The following is a 19,505-nucleotide window of genomic DNA, read 5'->3' as shown; positions in this document are numbered from 1 at the left end:
CGGATGACACTCGTCCGCACGGGGCATCACCAGGGTGACCGGTACGGACCGCGAGCCGCGCACGAGGAGCCGCCTGATGTCCGACTTCGTACCCGGACTCGAAGGAGTCATCGCGTTCGAGACGGAGATCGCCGAACCCGACAGGGCGGGCGGCGCGCTCCGCTATCGAGGCGTGGACATCGAGGACCTGGTGGGCCATGTCTCCTTCGGGAACGTGTGGGGGCTGCTGGTCGACGGCGCGTTCAACCCCGGTCTGCCCGCGGCCGAGCCGTTCCCCATCCCGGTCCACTCCGGCGACATCCGCGTCGATGTGCAGTCCGCGCTGGCCATGCTCGCGCCCGTCTGGGGCCTGAAACCGCTGCTGGACATCGACGAGGCACAGGCCCGCGAGGACCTGGCGCGCGCGGCCGTGATGGCGCTGTCGTACGTCGCCCAGTCGGCCCGCGGCCAGGGCCTGCCGATGGTCCCGCAGCGGGAGATCGACAAGGCGGAGACCGTCGTGGAGCGCTTTATGCGGCGCTGGCGCGGCGAGCCCGACCCCAAGCACATCGCCGCCGTCGACGCGTACTGGACCTCGGCCGCCGAGCACGGCATGAACGCCTCGACCTTCACCGCCCGCGTCATCGCCTCCACCGGCGCCGATGTCGCCGCCGCGCTCTCCGGGGCGGTCGGCGCCATGTCGGGGCCGCTGCACGGCGGCGCGCCCTCCCGTGTGCTGCACATGATCGAGGAGATCGAGCGCACCGGCGACGCCACCGCGTACGTCAAGCGGGCCCTGGACCGCGGCGAGCGGCTGATGGGCTTCGGGCACCGCGTCTACCGCGCCGAGGACCCGCGCGCCCGTGTGCTGCGGCGCACCGCCCGGGACCTGGGCGCGCCGCGCTTCGAGGTCGCCGAGGCACTGGAGCGGGCGGCCCTGGACGAGCTGCACAACCGGCGGCCGGACCGGGTGCTGGCCACCAACGTCGAGTTCTGGGCGGCCATCGTCCTGGACTTCGCGGAGGTCCCGGCGCACATGTTCACCTCCATGTTCACCTGCGCCCGCACCGCCGGGTGGAGCGCGCACATCCTGGAGCAGAAGCGCACCGGCCGCCTCGTACGCCCCTCCGCCCGCTACACCGGCCCCGGCCCGCGCAGCCCGCACGACATCGAGGGCTTCGGGGACACCACCCGCTAGCGCGGAGCGCGCAGCGCGCCGTCGAGGATCCGCGCCCACTGCGCCACCACCCGGTCGCGGCGGGCGCGGTCGTCGGTGAGGATGTTGGCGAGCCCGAGGCCGCGGGCCATGTCCAGGAAGCCCTGAACGGACTCCCGTACGCCCGGCACGCTCTCGTCGGCGCCCAGGAGCTCCACCGCCATCCGGTGGGTCTCCCGGCCGATCCGCGCCTCCAGGGCGGCCACGCGCGCGCCGAGCTGTTCCTCGTACGAGGCCACCACCCACAGCTGGAGCGCGGCCCGGAACAGCGGGCCGGTGTACAGATCGACCAGGACCTCGGCCACGTCCGCGACCCGGGTCGAGCCCCCGGCCTCCCCACCGCGTTCCTCCGCCCGTTCGCGCTCCCGCTCGCGTGCGTGCAGGGCGCGCAGGGCGGCCGAGCGCTCGGTGGCGACGTGCTCCACCGCGGCCGTGAACAGGTCCTCGCGGGTCGGGAAGTGGTGCTGGGCCGCGCCCCGCGACACCCCGGCCCGCCCGGCCACCACCGCCACCGTGGACCGGGTCCAGCCGTGCTCGGCCAGGCAGGCCACGGCAGCCTCCAGCAGCCGCCGGCGGGTGGCACGGCTGCGGTCCTGCTTGGGGTCGCGCAGCGCGGTACGCGGCAGGGTACGCGCCGGGGTCACCGCGCCTCCCCGCCGCGGGGCGCGCTTTGCCCTGCCGGGTCACCCTCCGCCGGTTCTTTCCCCGCCGGGTCACCCGCCGCCAGGTCCGACACCCACGCCGGATCCCGTCGCTCCAGGAAGGCCGTCATGCCCTCGCGGGCCTCGGCCGAGGCGAACAGCGCCGCGGACCGCTCCGCCAGCCGGTCCGTCTCCCGGGCGAAGGCCGCCAGCACCTCCGCCGTGACCAGCCGCTTGGACTCGGCGAGCCCCTGCGGGGAGCCGCGCCGCAGCCCGTCGAGGACCGGCGCCAGCAGCTCGTCGACATCTCCCGCCGGGTCTGCTGTCGGGTCTCCCGCCGGAGTCCCCACGGTCACCAGGCCGATCCGCGCCGCCTCGGCCGCGTCGAACCGCTCCCCCGTCAGGTAGTAGCGGGCCGCCGCGCGCGGGTCCAGCCGGGGCAGCAGCGGTATGGAGATCATCGCGGGCGCGAGCCCCAGCCGGGCCTCGGTGAAGGCGAAACTCGCGCCCCCGCCCGCCGCCGCGATGTCACACGCGCCCAGCAGCCCCAGACCGCCCGCCCTGACATGCCCGGTCACCCGGGCCACCACCGGCTTCGGCAACTCCACGATCGACCGCAACAGCGCGACCAGGTTCAGCGCCGCCGACCGCGTGGGCGGCTCGCTCAGATCCGCGCCCGCGCAGAACGTGGTGCCGGTGTGGGTCAGCAGCACCGCCCGCGTGCCCGCGTCCCGCCCGGCCGCCGTCAGCGCCTCGCTCAGCTCGGCTACCAGCCGCCTGGAGAGCGCGTTGCGGTTGTGCGGCGAGTCGAGGGTCAGCGTGGTGATGCCGCGTGCGTACGCGTGCCGTACGAGAGGTGGTGGCGCATCGGTCATGAGGCCGTCGTACTCCCTTCCCTGGCGCGCAGCTCACGCCTGAGGATCTTGCCGGTGGCCGAGCGCGGCACGGCGTCCGTGAACTCCACACGGCGCACCTTCTTGTACGGGGCCACCCGCCCGGCAACGTAATCGATCACTTCGTCCCCCGACAGCTCGGCCCCCGGCCCGAGCACCACATACGCCTTGGGGATCTCGTTGCCGTCCGCGTCGTAGACCCCGACCACCGCCGCGTCCACGATCGCCTCATGGGCGAGCAGCACGGCCTCCAGCTCGGCGGGGGCGACCTGGTACCCCTTGTACTTGATCAGTTCCTTGACCCGGTCCACCACATACAGCCAGCCGTCGGCGTCCACATGCCCGACGTCGCCGGTCCGCAGCCAGCCCTCCGCGTCGACCATCGCCTCCGACTCCGCCGCCCGGCCCAGATACCCCTTCATCACCTGCGGCCCCCGGATCAGGATCTCGCCGTCCTCCCCGACCCGCAGGTCCCGCCGCTCCCCCGCCGTCTCCACGATGCGCATCTCGGTGCTCGGCAGCAGCTTGCCGACCGTGCCAGGCGGCACGTCCCGCGCATGGCGCGGCACCATATGGCAGCCCGGCGACAGCTCCGTCATCCCGAACGCCTGCAGCAGCAGCGGGATCCCCAGCCGCCGTGCGCACGCCTGGGCCAGCTCGGCGTCCAGCGGCGCTGCCGCGCTCATCACATACCGAAGCGACGACAGGTCGTATCCGGCGACCGCCGGGTGTTTGGCGAGGGCCAGCACGATCGGCGGCGCCACGTACAGCGCGGTCGCCCGGTGCTCCTGGATCGCCGCGAGAAACTTCTCCACATCGAAGCGCGGCAGTACGATCACCGTCGCGCCTTCCCGCAGCGGCGCGTTCACCAGCGCCGTCAAACCGTAGATATGGAAGAACGGCAGCACCGCCAGGATCCGCTCCCCGGGCCCCGTCGGCACCACCGGATGCAGCTGCGCCAGATTCGTGGCCAGGTTGCGATGCGTCAGCATCACGCCCTTGGGGGTGCCTGTCGTCCCCGACGAGTACGGCAGCACCGCGACGTCCTCGCCCGGGTCGATCTCCACCACCGGCTCGGGCGCCGTGCACTCCAGCATGTCCCCGATCGACCTGTGCCCCGGCGCCGCATCGCAGACGAACACCTCGCGCACCCCGCCCGCCCGCTCCCCGGCGCGCCGGGCCACACCCAGCAGCGCCGAGGTGGTGACGATCCACTCCGCCTTCGCATCGCGCAGCTGCGCCGCGAACTCGTCCGCCGTCGCCAGCGGATGCACCGTGGTCACCGCCGCGCCCGCGCGCGTCACGGCGTAGAGCACCACCGGGTACAGCACCGAGTTGGGGCTGTGCAGCGCCACCACATCCCCCTGGCGCACCCCCGCCTCCGCGAACGCCGCCGCGAGCCGCCGCGTGGCGCGGTCCAGCTCCGCGTAGCTCAGCGCCGCGCCGCCCACCCCGTCGACCAGCGCGGGCAGCTCGCCGAACTCGCTGCTCGCCCGCGCCAGTACGGCCTCGTGGATGGGCAGGTCCAAGAGCGGGACATCCGGGTACTCACTGCGCCACGCCATCGCGGATCCCTCCGTAAGTCCTGAAGTCCGAAGTCCTGACGTTCTGGTCCGTCAGCGTCAGTACGACTTGGGCAGCCCCAGCGTCTGGTGCGAGACGAAGTTGAGGATCATCTCCCGGCTGACCGGCGCGATCCGCGCCACCCGTGCGGCCGTGACCAGCTTCGCCAGCCCGTACTCCACCGTCAGGCCGTTCCCGCCCAGCGTGTGCACCGCCTGGTCCACCGCCTTCACCGCCGCCTCCCCCGCCGCGTACTTCGCCATGTTCGCCGCCTCCCCCGCGCCCGCGTCGTCGCCCGCGTCGTAGAGGTGGGCCGCCTTGGCCATCATCAACCGCGCGAGCTCCACTTCGATATGGGCCTGCGCGAGCGGATGCGCCACGGCCTGGTGCGCGCCGATCGGCTCCTTCCACACCTGGCGTACGCGCGCGTACTCCACCGCCTTCGCCAGCGCGTACCGGCCCATGCCCAGCGCGAACGCCGCCGTCATGATCCGCTCCGGGTTGAGCCCCGCGAACAGTTGCAGCAGCCCCGCGTCCTCGTCCCCCACCAGCGCCCCGGCCGGCAGCGGCACATCGTCGAGCACCACCTCGAACTGCTTCTCCGCCGCTGCGAGCTCCATCGGGATGTGCCGGTACGAGAAGCCGGGCGCCCCGCGCTCCACGATGAACAGACACGGCTTGAGCTTGCCCGTCCGCGCGTCCTCCGTACGGCCCACGATCAGCGTCGCGTCCGAGATGTCCACGCCCGAGATGAACACCTTCCGGCCGGTCAGCAGCCAACCGCCGTCGGGGGCGCGGCGGGCCGTGGTCGTGATGCGGTGCGAGTTGGACCCGGCGTCGGGCTCCGTGATGCCGAACGCCATCGTCTTGCTGCCGTCCGCCAGACCCGGCAGCCAGGCGCGCTTCTGCTCCTCCGTACCGAAGCGGGCGATCACCGTGCCGCAGATCGCGGGCGAGACGATGAGCATCAGCAGCGGGCAGCCGGCCGCGCCCAACTCCTCCAGCACGATGGACAGCTCGGCGATGCCGCCGCCTCCGCCGCCGTACTCCTCGGGCAGGTTCACGCCGAGATAGCCGAGCTTGCCGGCCTCGGCCCAGAGGGCGTCAGGGTCCGCTTTCTCGCCCCCGCGGCGCTTGGCGAAGTCCGCTACGGCGGAGCGGAGGGCGGTGCGTTCGGGGCCGTCTATCAGGGGGCTGGTGCTCGGGTCGTGGGTCATGTGCGGCTCCTCCCGGGGGCGGGCTACTGGTTGCGGTGCGGTGTACGGGGCGGGGCCGGGGCCTCCGGGGCTGTCACCCTGGACCGCATATTTACGGCGCCGGTGCCCCGAAGCGCGGAGCGAGCCGGAACTTGGCGCCACAAATATGCGTAAGCGTCCAGGGCACCACCCCTGCACCCCCGTCCCCTCACGTCTCATCCCCCTCCGCCACCACCACCGCCAATACCGCCCCGACCTCGACCTGCCGGCCCGGGGTGGCATGCAGCGCGGAGAGCACACCGGCGGCGGGCGCCGTGACCCGGTGTTCCATCTTCATGGCCTCCAGCCACAGAATCGGCTGCCCCGCCTCGACCCGGTCGCCGACCGCCACCTCGGCGAGGCGCACGACCGTGCCCGGCATGGGGGCCAGCAGCGAGCCCGGTTCAGTACGGGCCGTGGGGTCGGGGAAGCGGGGCAGGGCGGTGAAGGCGTGGGCGCCGAGGGGCGAGTCGACGTACACCTCTTCGCCGTAGGCGGCGACGTCGAACGTCCGGCGTACGCCATCGATCTCCAAGACGGCCTGATGGGGGTTGAACTCGAGCAGGCGGGTGTTCGGGTGGTCGTCCGCGATCAGGCCGTCGCGGGTCAGGCGGTAGCGGACCTCGTGTTCGGTGCCGTCGGGCTCCGAGCGGTAGGTCTTGAGCTGCGGCTGCGACGGTACGTTGCGCCACCCGCCTAGCCGCCCGGCCACGGTCCCGGGCCGTTGTGCCGCGTCGGACAGGGCGGCGGCTAGGGCGGCGAGGGGAGCCGTCGTCTCGTCGGTGGCAGTGGTCAGCTCCTTGAGGTGCCGTTCGAGGAAGCCCGTGTCCATGCGGGCGTCCTGGAACTCGGGGTGGCGCAGGGCGCGTACGAGCAGATCCCGGTTGGTGACCGGCCCGTGCAGCCGGGCCCGCTCCAGGGCGTGTGCGAGGCGGCGTACGGCTTCGGCCCGGGTGGGGGCCCGAGCGATGACCTTGGCGAGCATCGGGTCGTAGTGGACGGTGATGTCGTCGCCGTCGGCGAGCCCCGAGTCGACGCGCAGCCCCGGGCCCTCCGCCACGGCCAGCCGGTGCATCGTGCCCGTCCCCGGGCGCCACCCCGCCGCCGGGTCCTCCGCGTACAGGCGGCCCTCCACCGCGTGGCCGTGGGGCTGGGGCGGCTGGGCGGGCAGGGGTTCGCCTTCGGCGACGCGTAGTTGCAGCGCCACCAGGTCCACCCCGTACACGCACTCCGTCACCGGGTGCTCCACCTGCAGCCGGGTGTTCATCTCCAGGAAGTACGGCCGCCCGTCCCGCCCCACCAGGAACTCCACCGTCCCCGCCCCCCGGTACCCGATCGCGCGCGCCGCGCCGACCGCCGCCTCGTCGAGGGCGTGGCGCAACTCGTCGGTCAGCCCGGGGGCCGGGGCCTCCTCGATGACCTTCTGGTGGCGGCGCTGGAGGGAGCAGTCGCGGGTGCCCAGCGCCCACACTTCGCCGTGTGCGTCGGCGAGGATCTGCACCTCGACATGGCGGGCGCCCTCGACGTACGGCTCCAGGAACACCTCCGCGTCGCCGAAGGCGGACAGCGCCTCCGCGCGGGCGGAGGTCAACTCGGCCTGGAGGGCCGCCAGGTCGTGGACCACACGCATCCCGCGCCCGCCGCCGCCCGCCGCCGCCTTGACGAGCAGGGGCAGGTCGTCGGGTGTGGCCTGGCCGGGGTCGACGGGGGCGAGGAGCGGGACGCCGGCGGCGCCCATGAGGTCCTTGGCGCGGGTCTTGGAGGCCATGGCCTCGATCGCCTCGGGCGGCGGCCCGATCCACCGCAGGCCCGCGTCGATGACGGCGCGCGCGAAGTCGGCGTTCTCGGAGAGGAAGCCGTAGCCGGGGTGGACGGCGTCGGCCCCGGCCGCGAGGGCGGCCTTGACGATGAGGTCGGCGCGCAGATAGGTGTCGGCGGGCGTGGCACCGGGGAGCCGTACGGCCGCGTCGGCCTCGCGTACATGGGGCGCGGCGGCGTCGGGGTCGGAGTGTACGGCGACGGTGGCGATGCCGAGTTCGCGGCAGGTGCGGAAGATACGGCGGGCGATCTCCGCGCGGTTGGCGACGAGGAGGGATCGGATCACGGATATCACGGGGTTACTCACATCTCACATCCGGAAGACGCCGAAGCCGCCGCGCGCGCCCTCGACGGGGGCGGTGTGGATCGCGGAGAGGCACAGGCCGAGGACGGTGCGGGTGTCGCGGGGGTCGACGACGCCGTCGTCGTACAGCCGCCCGGAGAGGAACAGGGGCAGCGATTCGGACTCGATCTGCTGCTCCACCATGGCGCGCAGGGCGGCGTCGGCGTCCTCGTCGTACGGCTGGCCCTTGGCGGCCGCGGACTGGCGGGCGACGATCGACAGGACGCCGGCCAGCTGCTGGGGTCCCATGACGGCCGACTTGGCGCTGGGCCAGGCGAAGAGGAAGCGGGGGTCGTAGGCCCGGCCGCACATGCCGTAGTGGCCGGCGCCGTACGAGGCGCCGATGAGGACGGAGAGGTGGGGGACGCGGGAGTTGGAGACCGCGTTGATCATCATGGCGCCGTGTTTGATGATCCCGCCCTGCTCGTACTCGCGGCCCACCATGTAGCCGGTGGTGTTGTGGAGGAAGAGCAGCGGGATGTCCCGCTGGTTGGCGAGCTGGATGAACTGGGCGGCCTTCTGGGACTCGGCCGAGAACAGCACGCCCTGGGCGTTGGCGAGGATCCCGATCGGATAGCCGTGGAGGGTGGCCCAGCCGGTGGCGAGGCTGGGGCCGTAGCGCGGCTTGAACTCGTCGAAGTCGGAGGCGTCGACGATGCGGGCGATGACCTCACGGGGGTCGAAGGGGGTCTTGAGGTCGCCGGGGACGATGCCCAGGAGTTCGTCGGGGTCGTATTTCGGGGCCTCGGCAGGGCCCGGGTCGGGGTGCGCCTTGCGCCAGTTGAGGCGGGCGACGACGCGGCGGGCCTGGCGGATGGCGTCGGGCTCGTCGAGGGCGAAGTAGTCGGCGAGGCCGGAGGTGCGGGCGTGCATTTCGGCGCCGCCGAGGGATTCGTCGTCGCTCTCCTCGCCGGTGGCCATCTTGACCAGGGGCGGCCCGCCGAGGAAAACCTTCGACCGCTCCTTGACCATGATCACGTGGTCGGACATCCCGGGGATGTACGCGCCTCCGGCCGTGGAGTTGCCGAAGACGACGGCGACGGTGGGGATTCCGTCGGCGGACAGCCGGGTCAGATCGCGGAACATGGCGCCGCCCGGGATGAAGATCTCCTTCTGGCTGGGGAGATCGGCGCCGCCGGACTCGACGAGGCTGATGACCGGCAGGCGGTTGGCGCGGGCTATCTCATGGGCGCGCAGGGACTTCTTGAGGGTCCAGGGGTTGCTGGCCCCGCCCCGTACGGTCGGGTCGTTGGCGCTGATCAGGCACTCGACGCCCTCGATGACGCCGATGCCGGTGACGACCGAGGCGCCGACGGGGTAGTCGCTGCCCCAGGCGGCGAGCGGGGAGAGTTCGAGGAAGGGTGTGTCGGGGTCGAGCAGCAGCTCGATGCGCTCGCGGGCGAGGAGCTTGCCGCGCTTGCGGTGGCGGGCGACGTACTTCTCGCCGCCTCCGGCGAGGGCCTTTGCGTGCTCGGTCTCGAGCTCGGCGAGCTTGGTGAGCATCGCCTCGCGGTGGGCGGCGTAGTCGGCGCCGTGGGGGTCGAGGGCGGAGGCGAGGACGGTCAAAGCAATTCCTCCGGTATGTCGAGGTGACGCGAGCGCAGCCACTCGCCGACGGCCTTGGCCTGCGGATCGAACCGGGCCTGGGCGGCGACGCCCTCGCCGAGGAGGCCGTCCACGACGAAGTTGAGTGCGCGCAGGGCGGGGAGGGTGTGGCGGGTGACGGGCAGCTCTTCGGTCTCGGGGAGCAGCGCGCGGAAGCGGTCCGTGGTGAGGGTGTGGACCAGCCAGCGCCAGGCGTCGTCACTGCGGGCCCAGACCCCGACGTTCGCGGCCCCGCCCTTGTCCCCGCTACGGGCCCCGGCGACCAGGCCGAGCGGGGCACGGCGGGTGGCGCGGCCGGGCGGGAGCGGGGGCGGCAGGGGCGGTTCGGGGACGGGGGCGAGGGGGGTGGACGTGAGGGGTGCGGGGATGGGCGTACTGGTGCCGTCGGGGAGCACGGCGGTGTGCGGGACGTCGGCGGCGGGCACGTACGCGGCCTCGAACACGCCGTACGGTGAGCCCTTGCCGGGCGGCGCGGTGACATGGAAGCCGGGGTACCCGGCCAGCGCCAGCTCCACGGCGGCGCCGCTGACCGCCCGGCCGATCTTCTCCGGGTCCGGATCGCGGACGGTGAGGCGGAGCAGGGCGCTGGCGGCCTCTTCGGTGTCGGCGTCGGGGTGGTCCGTGCGGGCCAGGGTCCAGCGCACCTCGGCGGGGCGGCGCTGGGAGCCTTTGGTGAGGGCCGCCTCCATCTGGTCGCGTACGAGGGCGGCTTTGGGGTGGATATCGAGGCCGGTGAGCACGAACACGACCTCGTTGCGCCAGCCACCGATACGGGTGAGGCCCACCTTGAGCGACGGCGGGGGCGGCTCGCCCTTCACCCCGTGGACTCGGACTCGGTCGGGGCCGTCCTGGGTCAGCCGTACGGTGTCGAGCCGGGCGGTGACGTCCGGCCCGGCGTAGCGTGCGCCCGCCGTCTCGTAGAGGAGCTGGGCGGTGACGGTGCCGACGGTCACCGCGCCGCCCGTGCCCGGGTGTTTGGTGATCACGCAGGAGCCGTCGGGGTGGATCTCGGCCAGCGGGAAGCCGGGGCGGCGTACGTCATGCTCTCTGAAGAAGGCGTAATTGCCACCGGTGGCCTGTGCCCCGCACTCCAGAATGTGCCCGGCCACCACCGCCCCGGCGAGCGCGTCCCAGTCGTCCGCCCGCCACCCGAAGTGCGCGGCGGCGGGCCCGGTGACCAGCGCGGCGTCGGTCACCCGCCCGGTGACGACGACATCGGCGCCGGAGCGGAGGGCCGCGGTGATTCCGGCGCCGCCGAGGTAGGCGTTGGCGGTGAGGGTGTGCTGCGGCCAGTCGTGGGAGGTGCGGACATCGTCGCCGGTGACGTGGGCGATGCGGGCGGCGAGGCCCTGCTTGTCGGCGGCGGTACGTATCGCGTCCGCTAGCCCGGCCGGATTGAGCCCGCCCGCGTTGCTGACGATCCGCACGCCGCGCTCCAGGGCGAGGGGCAGGGTGTCGTCGAGCTGGCGGAGGAAGGTGGTGGCGTAGCCGCGCGCCGGGTCCTTCTGGCGCTCCCGGCCGAGGATGAGCATGGTCAGCTCGGCGAGATAGTCGCCGGTCAGCACGTCGAGGGGGCCGTCGGTCAGCATCTCGCGCATGGCGTCGAAGCGATCGCCGTAGAAGCCGGAGCAGTTGCCGATGCGGAGGGGCGCGGGCGCCGGGGTCACGCGCCGCCCCAGGCGCCGCGCGCGACGAGACCCTCGGGCGCCCGCCCGGTGCCCCACGACGCACCCCCGTGCGCCGCCCCGTCGCCGCCGGGGGACGGCCGCGCGCCGGGGGACGGAGCCGCGCCGGGGGCCGGAGCCGCGCCGCCGGCGCCGAAACGGACGCCGGCTTCGGGCACGGCTTCGGCACCGGCTTCGGTGGCGGCCTCGGTTCCAACCTCGGTGGCGGCCTGGGTGGCGGCCCGCCAGCCGCCAGGATCGATGTCCCGGCCGCCGTCGGCACCCGCGCCCGGGCTGCCGCCCTCGGGCGCCACGCCGGAGCCACGGCCGGGCCGTGCGGCGCCGTGGGGGCGGGCCGGGGCCCCGGCGGGGCCTCCCCCGCCAGGGGGCCGCCCCTGCCCCGGGGGCCCCGCGAAGGCCTGGGCGATGTCCAGCCACCGGTCCGCGTCCGCCCCCTCCGCCCGTACCGCCACATCCGCACGATGCGCGCGCTGGGTGACCAGCAGGCAGAAGTCCAGCGCGGGCCCGGTGACCCGCTGGGGCGCGTCCTCGGGCCCGTACGTCCACAGCTCCCCGTCCGGGGCGCGCAGTTCGACCCGGAACTCCTCGGCGGGCGGCTCAAGACCGCGCACCGCGTACGCGAAGCCCCGCGCCCGTACGCCGATCCGGGCCACATGTCGCAGCCGGGCGGTGGGCGCGCGGCGCACGCCCAGCGCGTCGGCGACGTCCTGCCCGTGCGCCCAGGTCTCCATCAGCCGGGCGGTGGCCATGGACGCGACGCTCATCGACGGCCCGTACCACGGCACCCGCGCCCCGGCGGGCTGCCCGGCCAGTACCCGCCGCAGCCGCTCCCGCCCCTCCCGCCACCGCCGCAGCAACTCCGCGGGCGGCTGCGCCGCGCCGGCCTCGGCGGCCTCGTCCACGAACGTGTCCGGCGAGGCGGCGGCCTTCCGCACCTCGGCCGCGAACCCCGCCGGGTCCGTGGCCGCCTGCGCCGCCCGCTCGTCGGTCCAGGCGAGATGGGCGATCTGATGCGCGATCGTCCAGCCCGCGGCGGGCGTCGGCGCGGCCCACGCCTCCTCCGCGAGCCCGGCCACCAGGCCGTCCAACTCCTCGCCCTCGGCCAGCAGATCGCCGAGCACGACCTCCGTATCGGACACGCTGCGCTCCCGTCGTGTGGGGTCCCTGTCGTGCGTCCCGGGAAGGGAGCGTGGCAGCACGCCAAGAAACAATCAAGCGCGCTTGCATGATTTGGCCGCAACCGGCGCCGGGCGGGCCGATGCCCGCGATCCGTCAATCGGCGGAAGCGCTACGGGTCAGGGACGGCTCACCGGCATGGGCAGCAGGGGCGGTCACCACCCGACCTCCCGTACTGCGGGCACGCCCCGCCAGCAGGGCGATCACCAGGGGCGGCAGGAGCAGCAGCCCGAAGGCGGCCCCGTAACCGGCCGTCGCGGAGGCGCCCATCGCCACGCAGGTGTTGAGCGCGGCGAAGGCGAGGGCCATCACCGTGACCTGGCCGAGGTTCTGGCTGGTCTGCATCGCGCTGCTGGTGTGGCCCAGCCGACCGGACGGGCTGTGCGAGAGCGACAACACGGTCAGGGACGGGGCCAGCAGCCCCATGCCGACGGCCGCCACGGGCATGGCGGAAGCGGCGATGAGCACCGGCCCCCTGGCGAACGTCCCCACGACGGCGAGCCCGACCGCCACCGCCATCACCAACGCCCCGGCGGAGACCAGCAGATGCCGGGGCCGGTTCTCCAGCAGCCGTCCCTGCACCCATGAGGCGCCCGCCCACACCACGGCGGCGCCCGTGAAGGCCAGCCCGATCAACACCGCGGGCGCGTCATGTTCGCTGATCAGCATCAGGGGGACCAGCGCCTCGACCGTGAAGTAGGTGCCCGACGACAGCCCGCGCAGCAGCACCGTCGTCGGCAGCCCCCGCGCGGCGCTCCAGGTGCCCGAGGGCAACAGCCTCGGCGCGAACACCACCAGCAACCCCAACCCCGCGCCCACAAACAGCAGATGGCGCACGTCCCAGCCCGACACCCCGTACTGCCCCAGCGCCGCGCCCAGGCTCACCGCCGCCGCGATCAGCAGCGGCGGGCGCGACGGGTGGCCGTCCGACGCCGCCGCCCCCGGCAGGGCGGCGCCGCGCAACACGACCACCAGTGCCAGCGCCGGCAGCAGGGTCGCCGCCGCCAGCCCGAAGAACACCACCCGCCAGGACCACCACTCCGACACCAGCCCGGCCAGCGGCGGGCCCGCCAGCGAGGGAATGATCCAGCACGAACTCATCAGGGCCAGCGCGCGCGGCCGCAGCCGCTCCGGATACGCCTGCCCGATGGCGGCGTCGACCGATACCGCGACCATTCCGGCCGCCAGCCCGTCCAGGAAGCGCCCGGCCGCGAGCTGCCAGACGGAGACACTGGCCCCCGAGACCACCAAGGTGACCACCGTGAGCACCACCCCGGCCGCCAACCGCCTGCGCGCCCCCGAACGGTCAGCCCAGTGACCGCCCAGCACCCCACCCAGCAGACTCGCCGTCACAAAACACCCCGCGACCACGGGAAACAGCGACACCCCGTCCAGGTCCCGGGCCGCGGTCGGCAGGGTCGGCACCACGGCGAGCGCGGCGAACCCGGTCAGGAACATCACCGCCGCGAAACTGGCGGTGGCGGCCGCGTACGTCCGGGAGAACAGCCCCTGCGCCTTCGAAGCTTCGATCACGAGCGCGCAAGCTAATTGGTACGCACCAAGTCATGCCACTGGTTTTCATGGGAGGCTCGGCCACAGGCTGCGGCGCGTCGGCGGAGAGGGAGTTCGGTGGTCGAAGACCAGGAGGGCATGGTCGTCTACTGGCGGCCGATGTGCCCGTACTGTATGAAGCTTCGCCTACGGCTGCGGCTCACGCGGCTGCGGTATACCGAGGTGAACATCTGGAGGGACCCCGAGGCGGCGGCGTTCGTCCGCTCGGTCGCGGACGGGAACGAGACCGTGCCGACCGTGACAGTCGCCGGGCGGGCCATGGTGAACCCGTCGAAGAAACAGCTGATGAAGGCGGTCGCGACGCACGCACCGCACCTGCTCCCCAAAACCGGCTGACACCCCGGACGCCGCTCCGCTCCGTGGTGGGATTTGCCGCGCCGCTTCACCCCAGAACCTCCCGCCCCAGCGCCTCGATCGCCGCGGCGGTCCGCTGGTCCGGGTCGCCGACGGTCATACGGGAGGTGCCGGCGGGGAGACCGCGGGTGCGTTGGGCGTGTTTGATGCGGCCGATGCTGGGGCCGAGGAGGTCGACGGTGCGGTCGACGCGGGCCTGGAGGGCGGGCAGGTCGGCGGAGGGGTCGGAGGCGCCGGAGGCCAGGGCGGTGGACAGGGCGGAGGACAGGGCGAGGAAGGGTTCCGGGAAGGCGGCCGAGCAGCCGGAGACGACGCCGGCGCCGCCCGCGGCGAGGACGTCGGCGAGGCGGCGGTCGTTGCCGGAGTAGACCTCGAAGTCCTCGGGGAGTTCGGCGCGGTAGGCCGCGACCTCGGCGGAGGGGGCGCCGCTCAGCTTGACGCCGGACAGGCCGCAGGAGGCGGCCAGTTCGCCGAGCAGGACCGGGTCGACCGTCAGGCCGCTGCGCTCCGGGAAGAGGTATGCGTACAGCTGGGCCGTGGGGGCGGCATCGCGGATGCGGCTGAAGTACGTCAGGAGTTCGTCGGGGCTCGCCGGAAGGTAGTACGGGGTCAGCGCGGCCAGGCGGCGGGCGCCGGCCGCCACCGCCGCACGGGCCAGGCGGGCGGCTCCGTGGGCGTCGGGGGCACCTATATGGGCGATCACGGCGTCGGCGCCCGCCTCTGCCAGGGCGGTCTCGGTCAGCAGCATGCGCTCGCCGTCGCTGAGGGCGGGGAACTCGCCGGTTGTGCCCGCCACGAGCAGCTGTCCGGTGGTGCGGGCGGCGAACGCGTACTGGGCGCGGGCCGCGGGCAGGTCGAGGTCGCCGTCCGCGGTGAACGGGGTGGTCAGGGCGGTGACGACGGTGCGCTGAGCGGTGCGCTGAGCGGTGTGCCGGGCGGTGCGCTGAGCGGTGCGCTGAGCGGGCATGGTCCGGGGCCTTTCCTCGGCGGTGCGGGAGCGGGCGGTACGGGCCAGTGCGGGGCCGGTGCTGGTGCTCGTGCTGGGTGGTGCTGAGGCGGTACGGGGCGCGGGCGCGGCGCGAAACGTCGAGACCGCTCCGGGGCACGGCAGACCGTCATCGGTTAACCGTTGACACGATCTTAATGGTGGCGAAAACTCTTGCCGTCCGCAGGGCCGCTGCCCCAGCGCCCCTCGCCCTGGTCCGACCTCTGGAGCCGCCCGCCATGCCCGACCACCATCTCGTGACCCTGTATCACCTCAATGACCTGGGCCCCGACGAGCTGCGGCGGCTGCTGCCCGGCCACCCGGATCTGCGCATCACAGAGATCGGCCCCGACGAGGACCCGTACGACCACCGGGCAGCGCTCGCCGACGCGACCGTCGTCCTCGCCCCGCTGGAGAAGGAGCGCCGCATCACCGCCGAACTGCTGGCGGGGATGGAGCGGTGCCGGCTCGTGCAGTCCGTGGCAGTCGGGTTCGACGGGGTCGACCACCGCGCCGCCGCGGAGTTGGGCATCCCGGTCGCCAACCTCCCCGGGTTCAACACCGACGCCGTCGCCGACTGGACGGTCGGCGCGCTGCTGTACCTGGTACGGCACTACGCGGCCGGCCACACCAAGATCATCGAGGGCGGCTGGGGCCCGGAGGGGCTGCGCGGACGCGATCTGGCCGCGCTGACCGTGGGCATCGCGGGGTTCGGCAATATCGGCCGGGCCGTGGCGCGCCGCCTCGACGCGTTCGGCAGCCGCGTGCTGGTGCATGACCACCTGCCGTCCGAGCCGGAGCGCGAGTACGTACCCATGGACGAACTCGCCTCCCGCTCCGACGTGCTGACCCTGCACATGCCGCTGAACAACGCCACCCGCGGCCTCGTCGGCGACGCCCTGCTGACCCGCATGCCCCAGGGCTCGTACGTGATCAACGCCGGGCGCGGCGGGGTCCTCGACGAGCACGCGCTGGTACGGGCCCTGGACAGCGGCCAGTTGGCGGGGGCGGCCCTCGACGTGTTCGCCGAGGAGCCGCTGCCCGCCGACTCCCCGCTGCGCGGCCGGTCCGACGTACTGCTCAACCCGCACACCGCGGGCGTCACCCACGAGGCGTACCACGCGATCAGGGCGCGGCTGATCGAGAGCCTGGACCGGGTGCTGTCGGGCGAGGCCCCGCGCAATGTCGTCAACGGCGTCATCGTCAACCGCGCCCAGCCCGCCCCGGCCAGGTGAACACGCGGGCAGGCCCCGTCAGGGCAGCCGTTCGGCCAGAACCTCCGCGAGGTGGCGGGCCCGGCGGTCCGTCAGCTGCTCCAGTTGCGTACGGCAGGAGAACCCGTCCGCGAGGACTTCGGCGGTGGGGTCGGCGGCCCGTACGGACGGCAGCAACTGCTCTTCCGCGCAGGCGGCGGATACGTCGTAATGCCCCTGCTCGAAGCCGAAGTTGCCCGCCAGTCCGCAGCAGCCGCCGCTCAGCTCGCCCGTCAGGCCGGCGCGGGCGCGCAGGCGGCGTTCCGCCGCGTCGCCGAGGACGGCGTGCTGGTGGCAGTGGGTCTGGCCGACGACGGGGCGGTCGGCCTTGGGGGGTTGCCAGTCGGGGGCGTGGTCCTCCAGGGCCTGGGCGAAGGTGGTGACGGCGTCGGCGAGGCGGGCGGCGCGTGCGGCCTGCGGGTCGGCGGGGCCGAGGAGTTCGGGCAGATCGGTGCGGAGGGCGGCGGTGCAGCTGGGCTCCAGGCCGACCACGGGGAGCCCGGCGTCCAGGGCCGGGGCCATGACGTCCAGCGTCCGCCGCATGACGGACCGGGCCCGGTCGAGCTGCCCCGTCGACACCCATGTCAGCCCGCAGCACACCGGCTTGGGCGGCACGACCACCCGCAGCCCGGCCGCCTCCAGCACGGCGACGGCCGACCTGCCGACGGACGGGGAGAGGTAGTTGGTGAAGGTGTCGGGCCACAGCACGACGGTGGCGGCCCGCGCACGGCCGCCGGACCGCGCAGCGGCCCACGCCCCCTCGCCCGCCCGCGGGCCCTCACCCGCCCGCGCCGTACCGCCCGACCGCGCCGCATCGCCCGACCACGCCCCCTCACCCGTCCGCGCCGCCTCACCCGCCCGCGGGCCCTCATCCAACCGCCCCGCCTCGCCCAACCGCCCCGCATCGCCCGACCGCGGGCCGGAGGCCCCCGCGGCAGGCGGCCCCGCGGCAGGCAGCCCCGGCGCGGGCGCGCCACCACCGCCGGGGACAACGCCCGGGCCAGCGGTGGCCGGACCGCCCCGCTCGCCGCCGCCCCGCGCAGCGGCCCGCACCCGCCTGCGCCACCACCGGGTGAACGGCTCCGGGGCCAGCTCCGGGATGTCGCGTTCCGGCGCGATGCCGCCGGCTCGCTTCGCGAGCGCGGCCAGCGGCGCCACCCCCGCCAGCGCATTGAGCACCGGTGCCGCCCGGAGGATGGCGCCGGCCCGTAGCCACAGCGGCAGCCAGCCCATCGAGTAGTGCGCGGCGGGGCGCACCCGGCCCTCGTAGTGGTGGTGCAGGAACTCCGCCTTGTACGTCGCCATGTCCACCCCGACCGGGCAGTCGCTACGGCACCCCTTGCACGACAGGCACAGGTCGAGGGCCCCGCGTACTTCCTCCGAGCGCCAGCCGTCGCGTACGACCTCGCCCGCGAGCATTTCGTGGAGGAGGCGGGCCCGGCCGCGCGTGGAGTGCTGTTCTTCGCCGGTGGCGCGGTAGGAGGGGCACATCACGGACGCGCCGGAGACGGACTCGTTGCGGCACTTGGCGACGCCCACACAGCGCCGCACCGCCGCCGAGAAGTCGCCGTTGTCGTGCGGGTAGCCGAACTCGACGTCCACCGGGCCCCGGGGCAGCACGGCGAAGCGCAGGTTCTCCTCCATGCGCTGCGGGCGGGCGAGGGCGCCGGGGTTGAGGCCGCCTGCCGGGTCCCACAGGTCCTTGAAGCGGGAGAAGAGCCGGACCATGTCGTCGCCGTACATCTTGGGCAGCAGTTCGGCGCGCGCCAGGCCGTCGCCGTGTTCGCCGGAGAGGGAGCCGCCGTGGGCGACGACGAGTTCGGCGAGGTCGGTGGAGAAGCCGCGGAAGACGCGGATCCCGGCATCTGTCAGCAGGTCGAAGTCGATGCGTACGTGGATGCAGCCGTCACCGAAGTGCCCGTACGGCGTGCCGCGCAGCCCGTGCTGGGCCATCAGCGCGCGGAAGTCGCGCAGATACGCGCCGAGGCGGGCGGGCGGTACGGCGCAGTCCTCCCAGCCGGGCCAGGCCTCGCTGCCGTCCGGCATGCGCGTGGCCGTGCCGGAGGCGTCCTCGCGGATCCGCCACAGGGCGCGTTGGCCGGCCGGGTCGGCGACGACGGTGTGGTCGGTGGTGGCGTCGGCGGCCGCGCGGGCCAGGGCTTCGGCGCGGGCCCGGGCCTCGTCCGGGGTCTCGCCGCCGACCTCGACGAACAGCCAGGCGCCGCCCCCCGGCAGCCCGGTCGCCCCCGCGACCAGGTCGGCGGCCATGCCCTCGACGGTTAGCGGGCCGTGGGGCAGCAGGGTGTGGGCGGCCTCGGCGGCGGCGCTCTCGTCCGGGTAGCCGAGGACGGCGAGGGCGCGGGCGGCGGGCGCGTCGACGAGGCGTACGGTCGCCTCGGTCAGCACGCCGAGGGTGCCCTCGCTGCCGGTGAGCGCGCGGGCCACATCGGCGCCCTTCTCGGGCAGCAGCGCGTCGAGCGCGTAGCCGGAGATACGGCGCGGCAGTTCGGGGAAGCCGGTGCGCAGCGGGGCGAGGTTGGCGTCGACCAGGGCGCGCAGGCCGTCCCGGAGCCGCGGCGGCAGCCCGTCCAGGCCGCGCCCGGCGCGCAGCCGTTCGCCGCCGTACGTCACGACGTCCAGCTCTCGTACGTTGTCGGCCGTCGTGCCCCAGGCGACCGAGTGGGAGCCGCACGAGTTGTTGCCGATCATGCCGCCGAGGGTGCAGCGGCTGTGGGTGGACGGGTCGGGGCCGAAGGTCAGCCCGTACGCGCCGGCCGCCGCCCGCAGGTCGTCGAGGATCACACCGGGCTGGACGACGGCGGTACGCGCGTCCGGGTCGAGGGAGACGATGGAGCGCATATGGCGGGTGAAGTCGAGGACGACGCCGACCCCGGTGGCCTGTCCGGCGATCGACGTGCCGCCCCCGCGCGCCACCACGGGCACCGCGCGCTCGCGGCATACGGCGAGCGCGGCCGCGACGTCGTCGGCGTCGTACGGGGCGACGACCCCGGCGGGCACCCGCCGGTAGTTCGACGCGTCCATCGTCATCAGCGCGCGGCTCGCCGTATCGAACGAGACCTCGCCGCGGACGGCCCGGCGCAGCGCCCGCTCCAGTTCGCGTGCTTCCTCTGCCTTGTTTACTCCGCCTGCCTTGTCTGCTCCGCCTGCCTCGTGATCAACCATGTTC

General features: G+C 74.1%; 13 protein-coding genes and 1 pseudogene. 3 read left to right on the top strand and 11 right to left on the bottom strand.

Translation table 11 applies throughout. The annotated features are described in order from the left end of the window. The first annotated feature begins 76 nt into the window (after window positions 1-76). Window positions 77-1,177, top strand: a complete 1,101-nt coding sequence (locus tag ACH4U7_RS24765) for a citrate synthase 2 (RefSeq protein ID WP_398530022.1) — start codon at window positions 77-79, stop codon at window positions 1,175-1,177. Here ACH4U7_RS24765 and ACH4U7_RS24760 read toward each other — a convergent pair. The 9 genes and pseudogenes from ACH4U7_RS24760 to ACH4U7_RS24720 form a co-directional block, all read right to left on the bottom strand. After that, entirely contained in the window at window positions 1,174-1,839 is a 666-nt protein-coding gene (locus tag ACH4U7_RS24760) for a TetR/AcrR family transcriptional regulator (RefSeq protein ID WP_398530021.1), read from the bottom strand. The genes ACH4U7_RS24765 and ACH4U7_RS24760 overlap by 4 nt on opposite strands. After that, the gene (locus ACH4U7_RS24755; RefSeq protein WP_398530020.1) at window positions 1,836-2,711 is read right to left on the bottom strand and encodes an enoyl-CoA hydratase family protein; all 876 of its coding nucleotides are present in this window, start codon (window positions 2,709-2,711) and stop codon (window positions 1,836-1,838) included. Before ACH4U7_RS24755 ends, ACH4U7_RS24760 begins: the two co-directional genes overlap by 4 nt. Further along, window positions 2,708-4,294, bottom strand: a complete 1,587-nt coding sequence (locus ACH4U7_RS24750) for a 4-coumarate--CoA ligase family protein (RefSeq protein ID WP_398530019.1) — start codon at window positions 4,292-4,294, stop codon at window positions 2,708-2,710. The genes ACH4U7_RS24755 and ACH4U7_RS24750 overlap by 4 nt, the downstream gene beginning before the upstream one ends. A gap of 57 nt (window positions 4,295-4,351) precedes the next feature. After that, a complete protein-coding gene (locus ACH4U7_RS24745) occupies window positions 4,352-5,509 on the bottom strand; it encodes an acyl-CoA dehydrogenase family protein (protein ID WP_398530018.1) in 1,158 nt (385 codons plus the stop codon). A 187-nt stretch (window positions 5,510-5,696) separates the two neighbouring features. After that, window positions 5,697-7,631 (bottom strand): acetyl/propionyl/methylcrotonyl-CoA carboxylase subunit alpha, encoded by a 1,935-nt coding sequence (locus tag ACH4U7_RS24740; protein WP_398530017.1) that lies wholly within the window; start codon window positions 7,629-7,631, stop codon window positions 5,697-5,699. Between the two features lie 24 nt (window positions 7,632-7,655). Next, a complete protein-coding gene (locus ACH4U7_RS24735) occupies window positions 7,656-9,254 on the bottom strand; it encodes an acyl-CoA carboxylase subunit beta (protein WP_398530016.1) in 1,599 nt (532 codons plus the stop codon). After that, complete coding sequence (locus ACH4U7_RS24730) at window positions 9,251-10,960, bottom strand: acyclic terpene utilization AtuA family protein (RefSeq protein WP_398530015.1); 1,710 nt, start codon at window positions 10,958-10,960, stop codon at window positions 9,251-9,253. Before ACH4U7_RS24730 ends, ACH4U7_RS24735 begins: the two co-directional genes overlap by 4 nt. 371 nt (window positions 10,961-11,331) lie before the next feature. Continuing rightward, a pseudogene (locus ACH4U7_RS24725) lies at window positions 11,332-12,117 on the bottom strand (TIGR03084 family metal-binding protein); the annotation flags it as partial. A 133-nt stretch (window positions 12,118-12,250) separates the two neighbouring features. Continuing rightward, window positions 12,251-13,687, bottom strand: a complete 1,437-nt coding sequence (locus ACH4U7_RS24720; RefSeq protein WP_398530014.1) for an MFS transporter — start codon at window positions 13,685-13,687, stop codon at window positions 12,251-12,253. A 117-nt stretch (window positions 13,688-13,804) separates the two neighbouring features. Here ACH4U7_RS24720 and ACH4U7_RS24715 point away from each other — a divergent pair, with 117 nt between their 5' ends. Next, window positions 13,805-14,062: a glutaredoxin domain-containing protein gene (locus ACH4U7_RS24715; RefSeq protein ID WP_398530235.1), complete on the top strand. Its 258-nt coding sequence runs from the start codon at window positions 13,805-13,807 to the stop codon at window positions 14,060-14,062. Between the two features lie 46 nt (window positions 14,063-14,108). Here the strand turns inward: ACH4U7_RS24715 and ACH4U7_RS24710 are convergent, their stop codons facing one another. Then, complete coding sequence (locus ACH4U7_RS24710; RefSeq protein ID WP_398530013.1) at window positions 14,109-15,047, bottom strand: dihydrodipicolinate synthase family protein; 939 nt, start codon at window positions 15,045-15,047, stop codon at window positions 14,109-14,111. A 257-nt stretch (window positions 15,048-15,304) separates the two neighbouring features. Between ACH4U7_RS24710 and ACH4U7_RS24705 the strand changes: the two genes are divergently transcribed. Further along, complete coding sequence (locus ACH4U7_RS24705; protein WP_398530012.1) at window positions 15,305-16,300, top strand: 2-hydroxyacid dehydrogenase; 996 nt, start codon at window positions 15,305-15,307, stop codon at window positions 16,298-16,300. A gap of 18 nt (window positions 16,301-16,318) precedes the next feature. Here the strand turns inward: ACH4U7_RS24705 and ACH4U7_RS24700 are convergent, their stop codons facing one another. After that, entirely contained in the window at window positions 16,319-19,501 is a 3,183-nt protein-coding gene (locus ACH4U7_RS24700; protein ID WP_398530011.1) for an FAD-binding and (Fe-S)-binding domain-containing protein, read from the bottom strand. Between the last annotated feature and the right edge of the window lie 4 nt (window positions 19,502-19,505).

It is taken from the genome of Streptomyces sp. NPDC020845 (assembly GCF_044334165.1).
Classification (GTDB): domain Bacteria; phylum Actinomycetota; class Actinomycetes; order Streptomycetales; family Streptomycetaceae; genus Streptomyces.
Note: the sequence above shows the minus strand (reverse complement) of the source record. Positions and strands in the feature narration are given on the sequence as shown.